This window comes from Mesorhizobium sp. LNHC229A00 (genome assembly GCF_000502415.1).
Lineage (GTDB): Bacteria > Pseudomonadota > Alphaproteobacteria > Rhizobiales > Rhizobiaceae > Mesorhizobium.
Genome location: NZ_AYWQ01000006.1, coordinates 37862 through 56556 on the forward strand (window position 1 = coordinate 37862; position 18695 = coordinate 56556).

Genomic DNA, 18695 nt, shown 5'->3' on the forward strand with positions numbered 1-18695 from the left:
CCTCGATTACGTGTTCATCGAATCGAAGAAATCGCCGTTGGTCTTGGTCTGCTTCAGCTTGTCGATCAGGAACTCGATCGCGTCGGTGGTTCCCATCGGCGCCAGAATGCGGCGCAGCACGAAGATCTTCTGCAGGTCCTGGCGCGACACCAGCAGGTCTTCCTTGCGGGTGCCGGACTTGAGGATGTCGATGGCCGGATAGATACGCTTGTCGGCCACCTTGCGGTCGAGCTGGATTTCACAGTTGCCGGTGCCCTTGAACTCTTCGAAGATGACTTCGTCCATGCGGCTGCCTGTGTCGATCAGCGCGGTGGCGATGATGGTCAGCGAGCCGCCTTCCTCGATGTTGCGCGCGGCGCCGAAGAAACGCTTCGGGCGCTGCAGCGCGTTGGCGTCGACACCACCGGTCAGCACCTTGCCGGAGGACGGCACGACGGTGTTGTAGGCGCGGCCCAGCCGAGTGATCGAATCAAGAAGGATCACTACATCGCGGCCGTGCTCGACCAGCCGCTTGGCCTTCTCGATGACCATTTCGGCGACCTGGACGTGGCGCACCGCAGGCTCGTCGAAGGTCGAGGAGATGACTTCGCCCTTGACCGAACGCTGCATGTCGGTGACTTCCTCGGGACGCTCGTCGATCAGCAGCACGATCAGGTAGCATTCCGGATGATTGGCGGTAATCGAGTGCGCGATGTTCTGCAACAGCACCGTCTTGCCGGTACGCGGCTGTGCGTTGATCAGCGCGCGCTGGCCCTTGCCGATCGGCGCCACCAGGTCGATCACGCGAGGCGATATGTCCTTGCCGGGCGGATTGTCGACCTCCATCTTCAGCCGCGAGGTCGGATAGAGCGGCGTCAGATTGTCGAAGTGTATCTTGTGGCGGATCTTTTCGGGATCGTCGAAATTGATCGTGTTGACCTTGAGCAGCGCGAAATAGCGCTCGCCCTCCTTCGGGCTGCGGATCGGTCCTTCGACCGTATCGCCGGTCTTCAGCGAAAAGCGCCGGATCTGCGACGGCGAAATGTAGATGTCGTCGGGCCCTGGCAGATAGTTGGCATTGGCGGAGCGCAGGAAGCCGAAACCGTCCTGCAGCACCTCGACCACGCCGTCACCGATGATCTCGATGTCCTGGGCGGCGAGCTTCTTCAGGATAGCGAACATCAGTTCCTGCTTGCGCATGACGCTGGCGTTCTCGACCTCGAGCGATTCGGCATAAGCGATCAGCTCTGGCGGCTTCTTGTTCTTGAACTCGGTGAGTTTCATTTCTTGCATTAGACGGACTCTGGGTAGGCTTTGGGGGAAAGATCGGCGGGATGCGACAAATGCCGGGCGCGGCCGAAAGCAATGACGGGCGGCGCATGACGGGAAGGAAGACCCGTCTTGTATCGTCGGTCGGCTGAAAGAGCAAGCCGCCTTTTGAGCGGGTCCGATGAAGCCTCAGAAGGGCTTCACGACGACCAGGATCACGATTGCGATCATCAGCAATGTGGGGATCTCGTTGACGATCCGCCAGTGTCTTGCTGGTTTTTCGTTGCGGTCCTCGGCGAATTTACGCACCGCGGCCGCCAGATAACCATGAACACCGGACAAAATCAGCACAAGGCCGATCTTGGCATGCAGCCAGCCGCCCTGGAACGCAAAGATCTTCCAGGCCAGCCACAGCCCGAAGACCCAGGTGAGGATCATCGCCGGATTGATGATGCCGCGCAGCAGACGCCGCTCCATCACCTTGAAAGTCTCCGACTGCACGGAGCCTTTCGGCGCATCGACGTGATAGACAAACAGCCGCGGCAGATAAAGCATCCCAGCCATCCAGGAGATGACGGCGAGGATATGGATCGCCTTTGCCCAGGGGTAGAAGCTTTCCGGCGCGAAGAAAAACAAAAGCGCGGTGAGAACGATCAGGACAGCAATGCCAACGACCATGCGCTTCATCGCTTGGCCGGCGCTGTTGGTGTTATCTCTGTCAGCCATCAGCGTGCCGCGCTCCGAACCTGTTTTACCATCGCCTCGACATGCGCCACCGGCGTCTCCGGCGTGATGCCGTGGCCGAGATTGAAGATCAGCGGCCCATTCCCCAGCGCCTGGAGGATCGCTTCGACGCCATCCGCCAACGCTTGCCCGCCGGCGACCAGCCGCAAGGGGTCAAGATTGCCCTGGACGGCGCCTTGCCGCTGCAACGCCTTCGCGGCCTCCAGCGGCACCGTCCAGTCGATGCCCAGCCCCGTCGCGCCGGTCTTCTCGCGATAGCTCTGATAGCGGGCGCCGGCGCCCTTGGGAAAACCGATGATCGGCACGTCGGGATGGACCGCCCGAACCTGCCTGACGATCTCGGCCACCGGCTCGACGCAGAAGCGTTCGAAGGACGCATCGTCGAGCACGCCCGACCAGGAATCGAAAATCTGCACAACGTCCGCGCCGGCCTCGATCTGCCGGATCAGGTAGGACGCCGAATGGTCGGCGAGCACTTTCAGCAACTGCCTAAACGCCGCCGGCTCGCGGTAGGCGAACAGCCTCGCCGGCGCCTGGTCGGGGGTGCCGTGGCCGGCGATCATATAGGTCGCGACCGTCCACGGGGCGCCGCAGAAGCCGATCAGCGTCGTCTCGTCGGGCAATTTCACCCGCAGCCGGCGAAGCGTCTCGTAGACCGGTTCGAGATTCACGTGAAACATGTCGCTTCCCAGCGCCGGAATCTCGGCCGCCGAAATCGGCGTCAGCAACGGCCCACGCCCTTCCTCGAAGCGCACATCGCGACCAAGCGCATGGGGAACGACAAGGATGTCCGAAAACACGATCGAAGCGTCGAAGCCAAAGCGCTCGATCGGCTGCAGCGTCACTTCCACGGCAAGGTCGGGGTCGTAGCAGAGATCAAGGAACGAGCCGGCCCGTCTTCGCGTCTCACGATATTCCGGCAGATAGCGCCCGGCCTGTCGCATCATCCAGAGCGGAGGAGGAAACACCGCCTCGCCTTTCAGCACATCCAGCATGATCCGTCTTGCACGCATCGAGCGCTCGCCTCTCCCGGCTTCCTCTTAATCAAATATCTTATTNTAAAAGAGTCTTCTGATTCTAAGAGTCTGTTGGTTGTGGTGGTTGTCACCTGTCCCGCTTTGGCCGCCAAAACGCCAGCAAGCATATTGTCGCGCATTCCCTACCGCGACTGGCAGGGTTCTGGGGACAATCAGGAATCCGCCATTGGAGTCAATGCGCTAGGTCAGATGCCCTCGAGGCCTGCCCTGTGGACAGTCAAACGGCAAAACTCCTCGTCCACGGACTTGTCCCCAGCCGCCCGGAGAAGCTGACAGCGCATCGAATTGTGGACAAACCGGCATCTGATACAGTCGCCTCCGGCCGGCATGCCTGCCGGTCCGATCTTATCCACATCCGCCCACAGCCCCAGGTGATCCCTGTGAACAAACCCCAGAGCTTCTTCCACCTGCATCTGATTTCCGATGCCACGGGCGAAACCCTGCTCGCCGCCGGCCGCGCGGCGTCAGCGCAATACAAGGATGCACGCGCCATCGAACACATCTACCCGCTCATCCGCACCGAAAAGCAGATAGCCAAGGTCTTCGAGGACATAGAGGAGGAGCCGGGCATCATCCTCTACACGGTGGTCGACCAGAAGCTGGCGCATGGCATCGACGAACGCTGCGCGGCCATGGGCCTGCCCTGCGTGTCCGTGCTGGAGCCCGTGCTGACTGTCTTCCAGTCCTATCTCGGAACGCCGGCCGGCCGCCGCGTCGGCGCCCAGCATGTTCTCGACGCCGAATATTTCCGGCGCATCGATGCGCTCAACTTCACCATGGACCATGATGATGGCCAGCTGCCGGCAAACATGGATGACGCCGATGTGGTGCTGATCGGCATTTCACGCACCTCGAAAACGCCGACCAGCATCTATCTCGCCAATCGCGGCATCAAGACCGCCAACATCCCGATCGTGCTCGGCGTGCCGGTGCCCGAAAGCCTTGTCAACGCCAGGGCGCCGCTGGTCGTCGGTCTGATCGCCACCGCCGAGCGCATCTCGCATGTGCGCCAGAACCGCATCCTTGGCAATTCGAGCACCTATGTGCCGACCGAGTATGTCGACCGCGCCGCCATCAACGAGGAACTCGCCTATGCCCGCCAGATCTGCACCCGACACGGCTGGCCGATGATCGACGTCAGCCGCCGCTCGATCGAGGAAACGGCGGCGGCGATCGTTGCCCTGCGGGGAAAGACGCGATAGATCAGCCAAGAGGTTTTCCGAGGCTTGCCGCGGAGGGTCGGCGCCGCCCCTCACCTGCCTGCCGGCATCCTCCCCCGTATAGAGACGGGGAGAGGGGCCATGTCGTCGATGGTTTCGCCAATCACCAGCGTGGCCGAAGAGAGAGCCCACGTTGAAGCTGCCCCTTCTCCCTGTCTCTATGCGGGGAGAAATGTCCGGCAGGACAATGAGGGCGGCGCTAACTTTAACGAGTAAAACAGCTCACACTCCAACCGCGCCTATGTCTGTGCCCGAGTGCAAAAATGACGGAAAAAATCATCCTCGCTTCAGGCAGCCCGTTCCGCAAGGCGATGCTGGTCCATGCCGGCGTCGACATCGAGCCGGTTCCCGCGACGCTGGACGAGCGGGCGCTGGAAGCACCCTTGCAGGACAGCGGCGCCTCGCCCGAGGACGTCGCCCTGGTGCTCGCCGAAGCAAAGGCCACCGACGTCAGCGAGCGCAGGCCCGGGGCACTGGTGCTTGGCTGCGACCAGACCTTGTCGCTCGGTGACGAGGTGTTCCACAAGCCGGCCGACATGGAGGGCGCGCGCCGCCATCTCCTGGCGTTGTCGGGCAAGACCCATCAGCTCAACAGCGCCGCCGTGCTGGTGCGCGACGGCAAGGTGCTGTGGCGCCATGTCGGCATCGCCTCGATGACCATGCGCAAGCTCGACCCCGCCTTCGTCGGCCGGCATCTGGCCCGTGTCGGCGTCAAGGCGTTGTCGAGTGTCGGCGCCTACCAGGTCGAGGGAGAAGCCATCCAGCTGTTCGAAAAAATCGAAGGCGACCATTTTACCATTGTCGGCCTGCCGCTGCTGCCGTTGCTGGCGGAGCTGCGCGCACTGGGAGCCATCGATGGCTGAAACCTCGAAAAAGGCCTTCGTCACCGGCCACCCCATAAAACATTCGCGCTCGCCGATGATCCACGGTCACTGGCTGGTCAAGCATGGCATTGAAGGCAGTTATCGGGCGATCGATGTCGCGCCCGAATACTTCGCCGAATTCCTGGCGACCCTGCAGGCGAACGGTTATCGCGGCGGCAACGTCACCATCCCGCACAAGGAGGCGGCTTTTGCCAGGGTCGCGCGCCGCGACCATGCGGCCGACGAGATCGGCGCCGTCAACACGCTGTGGTTCGAGGACGGCACTTTGTGGGGCGGCAACACCGACGGCCATGGCTTTGCCGCCAATCTCGACGACCACGCTCCGGGCTGGGCGTCCAACGGCCCGGCCGTGGTGCTGGGTGCCGGCGGCGCCTCCCGTGCCGTCATCCATGCGCTGAAGGAGCGCGGCGTCGGCGACATCCGCATCGTCAATCGCACGCTCGCCCGGGCAATGGAGTTGCGCGACCGCTTTGGCGGCGGGGTGTCGGCGCATCCCCTGGCCGCGACCGGCGAATTGCTGCGCGACGCCGGCCTGCTGGTCAACACAACTGCGCTGGGCATGCAGGGCAATGAGGGTCTGCCCGCCGACCCCAGACTGCTGCCCGACCACGCGGTGGTCAACGACATCGTCTATGTGCCGCTCGAGACCCCCCTGCTCGCCGCCGCACGGGCACGAGGGCTGAAGACGGTCGACGGGCTCGGCATGCTGCTCAACCAGGCGGTGCCCGGCTTCGAACGCTGGTTCGGCGTCAGGCCGAAGGTGACGGCTGAACTGCGCTCACTCATCGTTGCCGATCTGGTGCCCAAATCTCCGGCGCCGAAACCATGATCGTGCTCGGCCTCACCGGATCGATCGGCATGGGCAAGTCGACCACGGCCGGGATGTTCGCCGAAGCAGGCGTGCCGGTGCATGATTCCGACGAGACGGTGCACCGCCTCTATGCCGGCAAGGCGGCCCCCCTGGTCGAGGCCGCCTTTCCAGGCACCACGGTTCACGGAAGCGTCGACCGCGCGAAGCTCGGCGCCCGTGTGCTCGGCGATGCGGCATCCATGAAAAAACTCGAGGCCATTGTCCACCCGCTGGTCCGTGCCGATGCCGATGCCTTCCTGGCCAGGCATCTCGACGCAGGCGAATCGCTCGTGGTCCTCGACATCCCGCTGCTGTTCGAAACGGGCGGCCGTGGCCGCGTCGACAAGGTCGTCGTGGTGACGGCGCCGGCCGAAGTCCAGCGCCGGCGCGTGCTGGCGCGGCCTGGCATGAGCGAGGAAAAACTGGCGTCGATTCTGGCCAAGCAGGTGCCGGATGCCGAAAAGCGCCGGCTGGCCGATTTCGTCATCGACACCGGCGAGGGGCTGGACGCCGCGCGTGCGGCGGTTGCTTCGGTCATTGCCGAAATCAAGGGATAAGTCGGCTCCTGACGCAGGCCGTCAGCATTGCCCATTGCCATTTTGTTCCGGCCTGACGATTCTGCTCCCAGGAGCAACCTGATTCGATGCGCGAGATTATTTTCGATACGGAAACCACCGGCCTCGATTCGCGCGACGACCGCGTCATCGAGCTTGGCGGCGTCGAGCTGGTCAATCGCTTTCCGACCGGCAGGACCTTCCATCATTATATTAACCCGCAAGGCCGCGCGATCCATGCCGAGGCGCAGTCCGTGCACGGCATCAGCGCGGCCGATCTCGCGGGCATGCCGAGCTTCGCCGAAATCGCCGAGGAATGGCTGAAATTCACGGAAGGCGCCAAGCTGGTCGCCCACAACGCCACCTTCGATATCGGCTTCCTCAATGTCGAATTTGGCCGGCTCGGTCATCCGCCTGTCGATAACGGGCTTGTCGTCGATACGCTGGCTCTGGCGCGCCGCAAGCACCCGATGGGACCCAATTCGCTCGACGCGCTGTGCCGGCGCTACGGCATCGACAATACCAAGCGGACCAAGCACGGCGCCCTGCTCGATTCCGAATTGCTGGCAGAGGTCTATATCGAGCTGATCGGCGGCAAGCAGGCCGCACTGATCCTCGACAGCGCCACCGCGCCGGCCCAGGGCGGCAACAATGTCAGGCATATCGAGATCATCGTTGCCGAGCGCCCGGCGCCGCTTGTGCCGCGCCTGACCGAAGCGGAGCGCATGGCGCACGCCGCCATGGTCGCGACGCTCGGCGAAAAGGCGCTGTGGCTGAAAGCCTCCCCCCAGCAAGCAGCCCAGGCGCTGTCCTCGTAAAACCATCCGAGGAGCGGCCTCAGTAGGGCCACTCCCTCCGGCCCAGCGCGGCAACCGCCGCAATGATACGCGCAAAAGCCTCCGCCGCGGCCGGCACGGTCGTGCGGGCGCGCAGGAAACTGTGCACGAGGCGGGGCTCCTCATGCCACCAGGCCTTGCCGCCGGCCTCCAGGACAAGGTCGCGATAGACTTCGCCGTCCGACGACAGCGGATCGCATTCGGCCGTGACGATCACCGTTGGCGGCAGGTCGGAAAAGCCGCGGTCGCGCAGCGGCGAGAAGGTCGGATCGTCGGGCGATTGCTTTCTGGCTGAGCGCAGGTCCCGGTAGAAGGCGGCGTCGCTCGTCGACAGCAACGGCGCATCGGCGTGTTCGACGTAGGAGCCGATCGCCTCGTTGCCGCCGAGATCGGGATAGATCAGCACCTGGCCGATCGCGGCGCGCGGATGGTGACGCGTGGCCTGTGCCACCGCCGCCGCCAGATTGCCGCCCGCACTTTCACCGCAGAGCAAGAGCGGCAACTCGCTGGTCGCTGCCGCCCATTCGAAAGCCACCAGCGCATCGTCGAAGGCGGCCGGGTGGAGATGCTCGGGTGCCAGCCGGTAACCGACCGACAGCACGTCGAAGCCGGTGCCGGCGCAGATTTCGGCGCAGATGTCGTCATGGCTTTCGAGCCCGCCGAGGATGAAACCGCCGCCGTGGAAATAGAGCACCGTCGCGCGCGGTGTGGCGCCGGCGTGCCGGTAGCGGCGAACCGGGATATCATGGCTCGAAGCGGCGACCAGGCTGTCCGTGGCCATGACTCCGGGCGGGCGGCCTTGGTGGAAGGCCCGGCACATCCTGGCATAGACCGCGCGCTGCTTGTCGATCGGCAGGCCGACGATCTCGGGCGGGTACCAGGCGTTGACGCTGTCGATATAGGCCCAGAGCGCCGGGTCGAGCCATGGTCCGTATTTGCCGCGGCTGGTCATTTCAGTCCGAGGGGCACGTCAAAGCTCGGCATAGAGATGGGCGGCGTTTTCAAAAGTGAAGCGCAGGGGTACCGAGCCTTCGACCTGCCAGACGGTGACCATCTCGCCGGCCAGCAGCCGGCAGGCGCCGCCGGTGTCGGTAACCGCGCCGCCATAGAGCCGGTTGGCTAGGTTGAGGATGCCGGTCTGGTGCATGGCCATGCTGCCGCTGCCGCAGGCATCCTTGACCAAAAGCACGCGAAAGCCCCTTGCCACGGCATCCCTGACCGACGCGTCGATACAGGCCTCGGTCCACACGCCAGCTATGACAAGCCATTCGATGCCGGAAGCCTTGAGCCGGTCGCCAGCCGGACCGGAGCGGAAGGCGCTGGCCTCGGCCTTGATCAGCACCGCCTCGCCATTGCCTGGCGCCACCTCGTGGCAGATCTCGGTCAGCGGGTCGCTCTTGTCGGAAAAGGCCGACTTGCCGTCTTCGCCGACCGGATGAAAGGGCCGGTCCTGGCTGTCGAGATCGACGATATAGGCCCAGTGATGAAGCGGCACATGGTTTTGCCGCGCCGCCGCCTGTAGGCGCTGCACGTTGGCGAGGATTCTTTCGTAGCCCTCGACAAGGTAGCGCTTGTCCTGCCGGTGCTCTTCCTGCAGGTCGATGAACACGGCGGCCACCGTGCCGCGCTTGAGGGAGATAGGGCTTTTCATGCGAGTGGTCTCATGCGAGCGCGCCTGGTTCGAAAGCCAACGCCTTTCCGTCCCGTGGGCTGTCGGAACTCTTGCAGGCCGGCCGAAGCCTCCCCGACTTCGTCATCCACGGGCGGAGCGGGAGCGAAGCGGACGCGCAGACCCGAGGATCCATGCGGTGACCTCGACCGTCGCGTGCATTGGAGCAGATCCGCACCGTTGCCGGCGCGCTGAAGTCGCGGCTTGGATCCTAGGGTCCGCGCCGCGTCGCAACGCTCCTTGCTTCGCCCTGGGATGACGAAGCGAGGGGTGTTTCGCCCGTTTACGGTGAGGTGGCCAACCCACATCAAACCTGCGTCTCCAGAAACTCATCCTCATAGGGAAAGCGCGACAGGAGCTCGGTGCCGGTCTCGGTGATCAGGATTTCGTCCTCCAGCTTGACGCCTTCGCGGCCGCCCTTCTCGCCAATATAGCTTTCCACGCTCACCACCATGCCTGGCACGATATGGCCGTCGCGGCCATAGGTCTCGTAATCCATGGCATGCGCGATGAACGGCGTCTCGCCATGCATGCCGACGCCGTGCATGACCGAGGTGTAGCGCTGGTCGACGAAGCGGTCCGGAATTTTCCACGCCTTCTCCGCGATCTCGCGGAACGCCATGCCGGGCTTCACGATGGAAATATTATGCTGAACCTGATCGTGCGCCATGCGGTAGAGCGACTTCTGATAAGGCGTCGGCTTGCCCGGCCCGCAGCGGAAGGTGCGGGAAAAATCCGAATAATAGCCGTAACAGCCGATCGTGTCGGTATCGAGCGCCAGCAATTCGCCGGGCCTGATCTTGCGGCCGCTGGCCTCGTTGAACCACGGATTGGTGCGCTGGCCCGAGGTCAGCAGCCGGGTCTCGATGAATTCGCCACCCTGGCGGATGACCTCGCCATACATGATGGCGAACAGATCGTTTTCGGAGACGCCGGGCTTGATCGCCTCGCGCACCGCATAGACGGCGGCCTCGGCGCCGGCCATCGACACCTGCAGGCATTTCACCTCCTCCGGCGTCTTCACGGCGCGCACGGCCAGGATTTCGCCCTGGCAATCGCGAACCTCGCAGCCGCGCTTTTCAAGCGCCAAGGCCTGCAAATGGCTGCAGCGGTCGAGCCCGAGTTTCATCGAGCCGCCGCCGTGCCTTCTCAGCAGTTCGGCGATCTCGTCCGCGAAGGGCCCGGCGGTCTCGTCGTCGCGGCCGGAGACCGAAGACCAGACCAGCTTGGAAGGACGCGCCTCGTCGATCGTGTCGAGCACCATCGAGACATGGTAGCTCTGCGGATATTCGAACAACACGATCGGCCCGTCGGTCGGAATGAAGAAATAGCGGGTCGAGTTGCGCAGGAAATAACCGAACATGTTGCGCGAGCCGGTGGCATAGCGCTGGTTGTAGGGATCGAACAGCACGACGCCGCCATAGCCAGCGTCACGCATCCAGCCGCGCAGTTTGTTGAGCCGGCCTTTGCGCAAGGCGTCGGCATCGATGAAGGACGGCTCGGTGTCTGACAGCCACATGCCGCCGGCCGGATCGGCCGCGGCCGGGTGGCGCATGCGATCCTTGAAGTCGACGTCCTCGGTGCTGTCTGGGTCGAATACGACGATGCTCATGGGGTGCCTGGCCTTGGCTGGATTGCAAGGCGAGACCATGGCGCAGAAGGTGAGAAAACATTGTGCGAAAAACCGCGTTTGTTATGCGGTATGCCGCTGAGCTAATGCCGCCGCGCCAGCTTCGGCGGATGGCCGTGCTTCTCGCGAAAGGCACGGGCAAAGCTCGACATAGAGGCAAAACCGCAGGCCAGCGCCACGTCGCGCACAGCCAGCGTCGAGTGCGCCAAGAGGTCGGCGGCGCGTTTCAGCCTGAGCCGCCGATAATAGCCATTGGGCGAGATGGCGAGTTCGGAGCGGAAGGAGCGCTCGAGCTTGTCGGAGGAAACGCCGAGCCTTGCCGTCAGCTCGGCCATGCCGAGCCGCTCCTCCACCGCGTCCTCCATGATGGCGATGGCCGACAGCACCAGTTCGTTTTGCACGCCGGTGCGCAGGCGCAAGGGCATCAGCTTGCGGTCGACGCTGGAGCGCAACTGGCTGTGCACGAACCACTCGGCGACGCCCGCGGCAAGTTCGGCGCCGTAATCCCGGGTGATGATCTCCAGCATCATGTCGAGGCTGCCGACGCCGCCGGCCGAGGTGAAACGCTTGCGGTCGATCACATAGAGATCGCGCCGCAGCTCGATGTTGGGAAAGGCCTCGGTGAAGGCGGCCTGGCTGGTCCAGTGCAAGGTGCAGGCATGGCCGTCGAGCAGGCCCGCACGGGCCAGGAAGAACGCCGCATCCGCGACCGCGCCGATATGAGCGCCGGCGCGCAGGCTGCGGCGGATCCAGCTCGCGGCGTCCTCGGCGACGAGATGATCGGCGTCGCCGCCAGAGCAGACCACGATGCGGTCGACCTTGGGCGCTGCCTCGGCGTAAAAGCCTGGCTGGATGACGACGCCGTTCGAGGCCTCGACCGGACCCTGGGTCGCCCCGACGATGATCCAGCGGTAGCATTGCCGCTTCGCCAGTAGGTTGGCGGCGCGCAGTGGCTCGATGACCGAGCTGAACGCCATCATCGGAAAGCCGGGGAACACCAGCACCGCGAAGGTGAGCGGGGGGTCCGAGGGTTTGGGTGGTTCGCGCGTGGCCATGGCGTCCGGAGCCGGGAGGATCGGGGGCTACAATTCGGGCAGATGGGCTTCGGGGTCAACGGTGTTCGGCCGAAGGCAAAGGGGCGAACGCAAGCGCTCAGTCCAGATACCGGGACACGCGCGCCTTCAGAAGCGCGATCAGCTCCGGGTCCATGAATTCATAGTCGTCGGGGATGTCGAGGCAGATCACCTTGGCCGCCTTCAGGCCAGCACTGAATTGCTTCCGCAGTTTCGTCCGGTGGGTTTTCTCCATGACAAAGATGATGTCCGCCCAGCCGACGAGTTCGTGCGTCAGCGGCGCGTCGGCATCATGATTGGTGCCGGCCGAGGCGACTTCGATGTCGCGCCGCGTGGAAAACACCTGCTCGGCGGTCGGGCTGCGCAAGCGGTTCTGGCTGCAGACGAAAAGGACGTTTTTCAACGTTACTGTCTCTTGGTGAGCATGATCTCGTCCGAAAACCGGTTCCTATTTTTCGGGATCATGCTCTACCGCGCCAGATCGGCCACAACGGCGTCGAGCACGATCATACCGGCCGGCGTGGCGCGCAGGCGGGAATTGCCGATCGGCGCCACCAGGCCTTCGCCCTGCAGCACCGACAGCCGCGCGCTCGACAGGCCGCGCCCGGAGAAGGCCTCGTAGCGGGAGAGGTCGATGCCTTCGGCGAGCCTGAGCCCCATCAAAAGAAACTCGTCCGCCTCTTCGGAGCGCGTCAGGAGCTCGCCGCCNATGCCTTCGGCGAGCCTGAGCCCCATCAAAAGAAACTCGTCCGCCTCTTCGGAGCGCGTCAGGAGCTCGCCGCCAGTGATGCCATGGCCCTTGGCCTCGACCAGATTGGCCCAGGTTTCCGGCATCCGTTCGGCGATGGTCACCACACGATGGCCGTTCTCGACGAAGCGGCCATGCGCGCCGGGGCCGACGCCGACATATTCGCCGTAGCGCCAGTAGGTCAGATTGTGCCGGCTTTCGGCCCCCGGCCTGGCGTGGTTGGAGATCTCGTAGGCCGGGAGGCCGTGCGCCGACGTGATCTCCTGCGTCAGTGCATAGAGATCGGCGGCGTGGTCGTTATCGGGAACGACGAATTTCTTCGCCGCGTGCAGCGCATGGAAGGGCGTGCCTTCCTCGATGGTCAGCTGGTACAGCGATAGGTGGTCGGCGGCATGGCCGATCGCCTGTTCGAGTTCCGCCTGCCAATCCTCTGGCGTCTGCCCGGGACGCGCATAGATCAGGTCGAAGGACAGGCGCGGAAAGATGTCGCGCGCGAGCCCGATGGCGTGCAAGGCTTCCCTTACGTTGTGCAGCCGGCCGAGAAAACGCAAATCCTTGTCGTTCAGCGCCTGCACGCCGAGCGAGACGCGGTTGACGCCCGCCGCCCGGTAACCGCGAAACCGCTCCGCCTCGACCGAGGACGGGTTGGCCTCGAGCGTTACCTCGATGCCGTCAGGCACCGTCCAGTTCCTGGCCACGGAGTCCAGGACCCTGGCCACGGTTTCCGGCTTCATCAGCGACGGCGTGCCGCCGCCGAGGAAGATGCTGGTCACTTCGCGTGGCCCGGTGCGCTGGCGCATCGTTGCCAACTCGGCCTCGAAGGCCGCGGCAAAGCGCTCCTGGTCGACCGGCTGGTGGCGGACATGGCTGTTGAAGTCGCAATAGGGGCACTTGGCCGCGCAGAACGGCCAATGCACGTAGACGCCGAAGCCGGGACCGCGGTCGAGAGCCATGGTGGTGCCGGATCCGATCATGCCGAGCCAAGCCTCACCGAACCAAGCCGGGCTTGGGCGAATTTCTGGAAGGCGCGGGCGCGGTGCGACAGCGCCGTCGCCTGGCCGGGTTTCCAGCCGTGCTTTTCCTCCGCGCTCATTTCGCCGAAGGTCTTGTCGAAGCCATTGGGCAGGAACACCGGATCATAGCCGAAGCCGAGCTCGCCGCGCGGCGGCCAGACCAGCGTGCCCTCGGCCTCACCGCGATAATATTCGGCCTCGCCGTCGGGAAAGGCGAGGCAGATGACGGCGACAAAGCGGCCCGTGCGCCGTTCGGGCGTGGCCGCGCCAACTTCCTGCATCGCCACTTCGGTGCGCTGCATGGCCATGGCGAAATCGCGCGATCCGTCCGGAGTCTCGGCCCAGTTCGCTGTATAGACGCCGGGCGCGCCGTCGAGCGCGTCGACACACAGGCCAGAATCGTCCGACAGTGCCGGCAGCCCGGTCGCCTTTGCGGCGGCAAAGGCCTTGATGTAGGCGTTTTCCTCGAAGGTGGTGCCGGTTTCGTCCGGCTCGGGCAGGCCATACGCCTTGGCCGATTTCGCCTCGAAGCCGAACGGCCCCATCAGCTCGGCGAATTCGCGCAGCTTGCCTTCATTGTGGCTGGCGACGACGATCTTCTTGCCATCAAGCGCATGGAGGTTTGGCGAATGCATCAAAGGCCCCAGATTCTCGGCTCGGCGAACTCGATCGAATTGCCCGAAGGGTCGCGTATATAGATCGAACGGCCACCTTGCGGCCATTCGAATTCGCTTTCGATGGCGATTTTCTTCGCCATGAGATGGGCTTTCCAAAGCTCAATTTCATCGGCGGTCGCGGCAAAGCACAGATGGCCCTCGCCGACCGCGCCATGCGGCGGCACTTTCAGCCTTGCATCGGGTGCGGGCGGAATTTTGGTCGCCTCGGCGTTGAAGACGAGCAGCACGCCCACGCCACAGCGGAAGAACAGGTGGCGGCCGTCGACCTTGCCGAGGGGAGTGAGGCCGAGAATGTCGGTGTAGAAGACTTCTGCTTCAGCGAGGTCGGTGACGTAGAGGGCCGATTCCAGGATTGCGGAGGGTGTCACGAGGCGCCCCCCTCTGCCCTGCCGGGCATCTCCCCCTCAAGTGGGGAGATTGGCGGTTTCAGCTCCGCCGCACATCCTGCGCCGTTGATAGATGTCGAAAGCCGATCGAACATCCGATCTCCCCCCTTGAGGGGGAGATAGCCGGCAGGCCAGAGGGGGGCGCCCAGGCTCGGCATCGAAAACTCAGGCCACCGCCATCTGCTGCAGGCTGACCAACCGGGAAATGCCCTTCTTGGCCAGGCCCATCAAGGCCGCGAATTGCTCTTCGGAGAAAGGCTCGCCTTCGGCGGTGCCCTGGATCTCGACGATGCCGCCCTTGCCGGTCATGACGAAATTGGCGTCGGTGCCGGCCGAGGAATCCTCGATATAATCGAGATCGATGACCGGCTGGCCGTCATGGATGCCGCAGGAAATCGCCGCGACATGATCCTTCAGCACTTTCGAAACGCTGGCCATCTGCCGCGCTTCCATCCAGCGCAGGCAGTCATACAACGCCACCCAGCCGCCGGTGATCGAAGCGGTGNATCGATGACCGGCTGGCCGTCATGGATGCCGCAGGAAATCGCCGCGACATGATCCTTCAGCACTTTCGAAACGCTCGCCATCTGCCGCGCTTCCATCCAGCGCAGGCAGTCATACAACGCCACCCAGCCGCCGGTGATCGAAGCGGTGCGAGTGCCGCCATCGGCCTGGATGACGTCGCAGTCGACGGTGATCTGCTGTTCGCCCAGCGCCTGCAGGTCGACCACGGCGCGCAGCGAACGGCCGATCAGCCGCTGGATTTCCAGCGTGCGGCCGCCCTGCTTGCCGGCTGAGGCCTCGCGGCGCATGCGCTCGCCGGTCGAGCGTGGCAGCATGCCATATTCGGCCGTCACCCAGCCCTTGCCGGAATTGCGCATCCAGCCAGGCACCTTTTCCTCGAGGCTCGCGGTGCACAGGACATGCGTGTCGCCGAACTTCACCAGGCACGAGCCTTCGGCATGCTTGGAGACGCCGCGCTCGAAGGATATGGCGCGCATTTCGTCGAATTGGCGTTTGGAGGGGCGCATTCGGCCTGCTTTCTTGTCATTTTTGAATTGTGGCCGGCTTGTAGCCCCACCAAGCCCGTGGTGCAAAGGAAAATGGCCGAGCGATCCGGCACAGACACCGGGTTGCGCGCGGCGCACCGAAGTCTATATCCTTGAACCGGAGGTTTTTGGCCGAATGACCAAGGCAGTCGATCCCGTTTCGCAGTCGTTGGCTCTTCAGTCACTCGACATGCGCTCGCGCGACATCTTCCGGCGCATCGTCGATTCCTACCTGCGGGACGGCGAACCCGTGGGCTCGCGCAGCCTGTCGCGCATCCTGCCGTCCTCGCTGTCGCCCGCCACCATCCGCAACGTGATGAGCGACCTCGAGCATCTCGGGCTGATTTATGCGCCGCACATCTCGGCCGGGCGCCTGCCGACCCAGGCTGGCCTGCGTTTCTTCGTCGACGCCTTCATGGAGCTTGGCGACCTCTCCGACGAGGAGCGCCGCACCATCGAGGCACAGGTGCGGGCCTCCGGCTCGGGCGCGACGCTGGAGCATATGCTGACCGAGGCCAGCCAGATGCTGTCGGGCATGTCGCGCGGCGCCGGCCTGGTGCTGGCGGCCAAGAACGAGGTGGCGCTCAAGCATATCGAATTCATCCAGCTGGAGCCGACCAAGGCGCTTGCCGTGCTGGTCTCGCAGAATGGCGATGTCGAGAACCGCGTCGTCGAGTTGCCCGCCGGCATCACCGTCTCGCAACTGCACGAGGCCTCGAACTTCCTCAACGCGCATATTCGCGGCCGCACGCTGGCCGAGGCGCGCACCGAGATCGCCCGCATCAAGGAAGAGACGAGAGCCGCCCTCGACACGCTGTCGCAGGACCTCGTCGAGAAGGGACTTGCGGTGTGGGCCGGCGCCGAAAGCGGCCTGCCGGCGCGGCTCATCGTGCGCGGCCGCGCAAATCTGCTGGAAAACGTCACCGCCCAGGCCGACATCGAACTCTTGCGCCACCTGTTCGAGGACATGGAGACGCAGGACGGGCTGATCCAGCTGCTCGACCTCGCCGAGCAGGGATCGGGCGTGCGCATCTTCATCGGCTCGGAGAACAAGCTGTTCTCGCTGTCGGGCTCGTCGCTGGTGGTGGCGCCCTATCGCGACAAGGACGCCCGCGTCGTCGGTGCGCTCGGCGTCATCGGCCCGACCCGGCTCAACTATGCCCGCATCGTGCCGATGGTGGATTATACGGCGCAGCTGATTTCCCGCATGCTGAGGTAAGAGAGCCGAGGAATTATCGCTTTGGTTTCCATGCCGGAATTCGACCGCGAGTGACTTCGAGAGTCGCCATCCCCGGGCTTGTCCCGAGGACGATGACTTTCCTGGCGGGGCCCAATCCAAACAGGCTGCAAAGGAGAAAAAGAATGGCGCTCGAATCGTTCAAGGCCCAGATCAGTCTGCTGCTCGAAGAGATGGTCAACCAGCCGGAGGACCAGCACGAAATTCAGGAACAGCTGCGCGAAAAACTACGGGAAATGCGCGCCATGGGCCTGCCGTTGCCGGCCGATCTCGTTGAATTGGAAAAACGCCTGGACGACGATTTTTACGCTGCCGGGACCTGATTCCAGGAGGTTGCTTCAAGTCATTGTGCGTCACGGAACCCACGGGCAAACCGATCGTTGATTTCCCTCACGACTGATTGGAGGAAGTGATGCGACTGGCTGGACTGGCGATGTCCGCACTGTTTATCACGACCGCGGCGCTCGCCCAGCAAGCGGACCAGCCTCTGCTCAAAGGTACGGCCGCCTTCGGCGACTGGCGGGCGGACAGGCCCGGCATACGCCGGCTGATCAAGCCGGAAGACCTGCCGAAGCCCTATGTAACCGAATCCGCCTCCAACAGCGCCGGCGTAATCGACATGCCGGCGGATGCAAAGCCGCATCTGCCGCCGGGGTTTTCGGCCGAGTTGATCGCCTCGGGGATCGACAATCCGCGCGTCGTGCGCATCGCACCCAATGGCGACCTGTTCGTTGCCGACAGCAAGGCCAACCAGGTCCGCGTCTATCGCCTGGCGAAGGGCAGCGCGAAAGCCGCTGAGAAAAGTATCTTTGCCGGCGGTCTCAACCGGCCCTATGGCATTGCCTTCTATCCCCCGGGCAAGGACCCGCAATGGGTCTACGTCGCCAATAGCGACAGCATCGTGCGTTTTGCCTATGGCAATGGCGACCTGAAGGCCTCGGGCGAGCCGCAAACCATCGTCGGTGACATCCCCTCGACCCACCACTGGACCCGCGACATCGCCTTCTCGCCCGACGGCAAGACACTTTACCTCTCCGTCGGCTCCGGCTCGAATGTCGCCGAGGACATGGGCAAGAGGCCCAGGGGCGGGCTCGACGCCTGGGCCAAGGCTGAGCCGCTCGGCGCCAGTTGGGGTTCCGAGGCGGGCCGGGCCGAGGTCCGGGCCTTCGATCCCGACGGCAAGAATGGCCGCACAGTCGCCACCGGCTTGCGCAACTGTTCGGGCATGACCGTCCAGCCGGCGACCGGCGCGCTATGGTGTGTCGTCAACGAGCGTGACGGGCTCGGCGACGATGTGCCCGCCGAATACGCGACATCGGTCAGGGAAGGCGCCTTCTATGGCTGGCCCTGGTATTATATCGGCGACAATGAGGACCCGCGTCACAAGGGCGAGCGGTCCGATCTCGCCGGCAAGGCTGACAATCCCGACGTGCTGATGCAGGCGCATTCGGCGCCGCTCAACATCGCCTTCTACGATGGCAAGGATTTGCCCGCCGACGCCGGCTTTCCCCAGGCGTATCGAGGCGACGCCTTCGTTGCCCTGCACGGCTCTTGGAACCGCGGCAGCAGGACCGGCTACAAGGTGGTCCGGCTCAAGTTCAAGGACGGCAAGCCGACCGGCGAATACGAGGATTTCATGACCGGCTTCGTCGGTTCCAATGGCGAGGTGTGGGGCCGCCCGGTCGGCGTTGCGGTGGCCAGCGACGGATCCTTGATCGTCTCCGAGGACGGCAACGGCACGATCTGGCGCGTGACTTACAATGGCGACCGCTCCTGATCCTTCCTTGCGAACCGGGCCATTGCCGTCTGGTGCAAGCGAATCCCGCGCTCAGGGCGTTCT

At 64.2% G+C, this 18695-nt stretch carries 20 protein-coding genes and 1 pseudogene; 8 read left to right on the forward strand and 13 right to left on the reverse strand.

Going from position 1 to position 18695, the window contains the following annotated elements; all coding sequences use genetic code 11:
* Nucleotides 1–6: 6 nt before the first annotated feature.
* The 3 genes from rho to hemE form a co-directional block, all read right to left on the reverse strand.
* Entirely contained in the window at nucleotides 7–1272 is a 1266-nt protein-coding gene (gene rho, locus X742_RS157125; RefSeq protein WP_015314810.1) for a transcription termination factor Rho, read from the reverse strand.
* 165 nt (nucleotides 1273–1437) lie between these two features.
* A complete protein-coding gene (hemJ, locus tag X742_RS157120; protein ID WP_023771941.1) occupies nucleotides 1438–1974 on the reverse strand; it encodes a protoporphyrinogen oxidase HemJ in 537 nt (178 codons plus the stop codon).
* Entirely contained in the window at nucleotides 1974–3005 is a 1032-nt protein-coding gene (gene hemE, locus X742_RS157115) for a uroporphyrinogen decarboxylase (RefSeq protein WP_023771942.1), read from the reverse strand. The genes hemJ and hemE overlap by 1 nt, the downstream gene beginning before the upstream one ends.
* A 404-nt stretch (nucleotides 3006–3409) precedes the next feature.
* Here hemE and X742_RS157110 point away from each other — a divergent pair, with 404 nt between their 5' ends.
* The 5 genes from X742_RS157110 to dnaQ all read left to right on the forward strand — a co-directional run bounded on the left by X742_RS157110 (nucleotide 3410) and on the right by dnaQ (nucleotide 7355).
* Nucleotides 3410–4231 (forward strand): pyruvate, water dikinase regulatory protein, encoded by an 822-nt coding sequence (locus tag X742_RS157110; RefSeq protein WP_023771943.1) that lies wholly within the window; start codon nucleotides 3410–3412, stop codon nucleotides 4229–4231.
* A 281-nt stretch (nucleotides 4232–4512) separates the two neighbouring features.
* Complete coding sequence (locus X742_RS157105) at nucleotides 4513–5112, forward strand: Maf-like protein (protein WP_023771944.1); 600 nt, start codon at nucleotides 4513–4515, stop codon at nucleotides 5110–5112.
* Nucleotides 5105–5962: a shikimate dehydrogenase gene (locus X742_RS157100; RefSeq protein ID WP_023771945.1), complete on the forward strand. Its 858-nt coding sequence runs from the start codon at nucleotides 5105–5107 to the stop codon at nucleotides 5960–5962. Before X742_RS157105 ends, X742_RS157100 begins: the two co-directional genes overlap by 8 nt.
* On the forward strand, nucleotides 5959–6540 hold the full coding sequence (gene coaE, locus X742_RS157095) for a dephospho-CoA kinase (RefSeq protein ID WP_023771946.1): 582 nt from the start codon (nucleotides 5959–5961) through the stop codon (nucleotides 6538–6540). The genes X742_RS157100 and coaE overlap by 4 nt, the downstream gene beginning before the upstream one ends.
* Nucleotides 6541–6626: 86 nt before the next feature.
* Nucleotides 6627–7355 (forward strand): DNA polymerase III subunit epsilon, encoded by a 729-nt coding sequence (dnaQ, locus tag X742_RS157090; RefSeq protein WP_023771947.1) that lies wholly within the window; start codon nucleotides 6627–6629, stop codon nucleotides 7353–7355.
* A gap of 19 nt (nucleotides 7356–7374) precedes the next feature.
* Here dnaQ and X742_RS157085 read toward each other — a convergent pair whose 3' ends face one another.
* From X742_RS157085 to rph, 10 genes and pseudogenes are all read right to left on the reverse strand, one after another.
* Nucleotides 7375–8325: an alpha/beta hydrolase gene (locus X742_RS157085; RefSeq protein WP_023771948.1), complete on the reverse strand. Its 951-nt coding sequence runs from the start codon at nucleotides 8323–8325 to the stop codon at nucleotides 7375–7377.
* An 18-nt stretch (nucleotides 8326–8343) separates the two neighbouring features.
* The gene (locus tag X742_RS157080; protein ID WP_023771949.1) at nucleotides 8344–9024 is read right to left on the reverse strand and encodes an isochorismatase family protein; all 681 of its coding nucleotides are present in this window, start codon (nucleotides 9022–9024) and stop codon (nucleotides 8344–8346) included.
* Between the two features lie 325 nt (nucleotides 9025–9349).
* A complete protein-coding gene (locus X742_RS157075; protein WP_023771950.1) occupies nucleotides 9350–10654 on the reverse strand; it encodes a Xaa-Pro peptidase family protein in 1305 nt (434 codons plus the stop codon).
* A gap of 101 nt (nucleotides 10655–10755) precedes the next feature.
* A complete protein-coding gene (locus X742_RS157070) occupies nucleotides 10756–11727 on the reverse strand; it encodes a GlxA family transcriptional regulator (RefSeq protein ID WP_031247877.1) in 972 nt (323 codons plus the stop codon).
* A 97-nt stretch (nucleotides 11728–11824) separates the two neighbouring features.
* Nucleotides 11825–12148, reverse strand: a complete 324-nt coding sequence (locus tag X742_RS157065; RefSeq protein WP_023771952.1) for a low molecular weight protein tyrosine phosphatase family protein — start codon at nucleotides 12146–12148, stop codon at nucleotides 11825–11827.
* 65 nt (nucleotides 12149–12213) lie between these two features.
* Nucleotides 12214–13467 (reverse strand): radical SAM family heme chaperone HemW, encoded by a 1254-nt coding sequence (gene hemW, locus X742_RS157060; protein ID WP_023771953.1) that lies wholly within the window; start codon nucleotides 13465–13467, stop codon nucleotides 12214–12216.
* Entirely contained in the window at nucleotides 13464–14141 is a 678-nt protein-coding gene (rdgB, locus tag X742_RS157055; RefSeq protein ID WP_023771954.1) for an RdgB/HAM1 family non-canonical purine NTP pyrophosphatase, read from the reverse strand. Before rdgB ends, hemW begins: the two co-directional genes overlap by 4 nt.
* Nucleotides 14141–14551: a VOC family protein gene (locus X742_RS157050; RefSeq protein WP_023771955.1), complete on the reverse strand. Its 411-nt coding sequence runs from the start codon at nucleotides 14549–14551 to the stop codon at nucleotides 14141–14143. The genes rdgB and X742_RS157050 overlap by 1 nt, the downstream gene beginning before the upstream one ends.
* A 183-nt stretch (nucleotides 14552–14734) precedes the next feature.
* Nucleotides 14735–15007 (reverse strand): hypothetical protein, encoded by a 273-nt coding sequence (locus X742_RS0136760; RefSeq protein WP_031247880.1) that lies wholly within the window; start codon nucleotides 15005–15007, stop codon nucleotides 14735–14737.
* A gap of 68 nt (nucleotides 15008–15075) precedes the next feature.
* A pseudogene (gene rph / locus X742_RS0136765) lies at nucleotides 15076–15600 on the reverse strand (ribonuclease PH); the annotation flags it as partial.
* Nucleotides 15601–15754: 154 nt separating this feature from the next.
* Here rph and hrcA point away from each other — a divergent pair.
* From hrcA to X742_RS157035, 3 genes are all read left to right on the forward strand, one after another.
* Nucleotides 15755–16837: a heat-inducible transcriptional repressor HrcA gene (gene hrcA, locus X742_RS157045; RefSeq protein WP_023771957.1), complete on the forward strand. Its 1083-nt coding sequence runs from the start codon at nucleotides 15755–15757 to the stop codon at nucleotides 16835–16837.
* A gap of 143 nt (nucleotides 16838–16980) precedes the next feature.
* The gene (locus X742_RS157040) at nucleotides 16981–17178 is read left to right on the forward strand and encodes a hypothetical protein (protein ID WP_015314792.1); all 198 of its coding nucleotides are present in this window, start codon (nucleotides 16981–16983) and stop codon (nucleotides 17176–17178) included.
* Between the two features lie 89 nt (nucleotides 17179–17267).
* Entirely contained in the window at nucleotides 17268–18632 is a 1365-nt protein-coding gene (locus X742_RS157035) for a sorbosone dehydrogenase family protein (RefSeq protein WP_031247884.1), read from the forward strand.
* The last annotated feature ends 63 nt before the right edge of the window (nucleotides 18633–18695 follow it).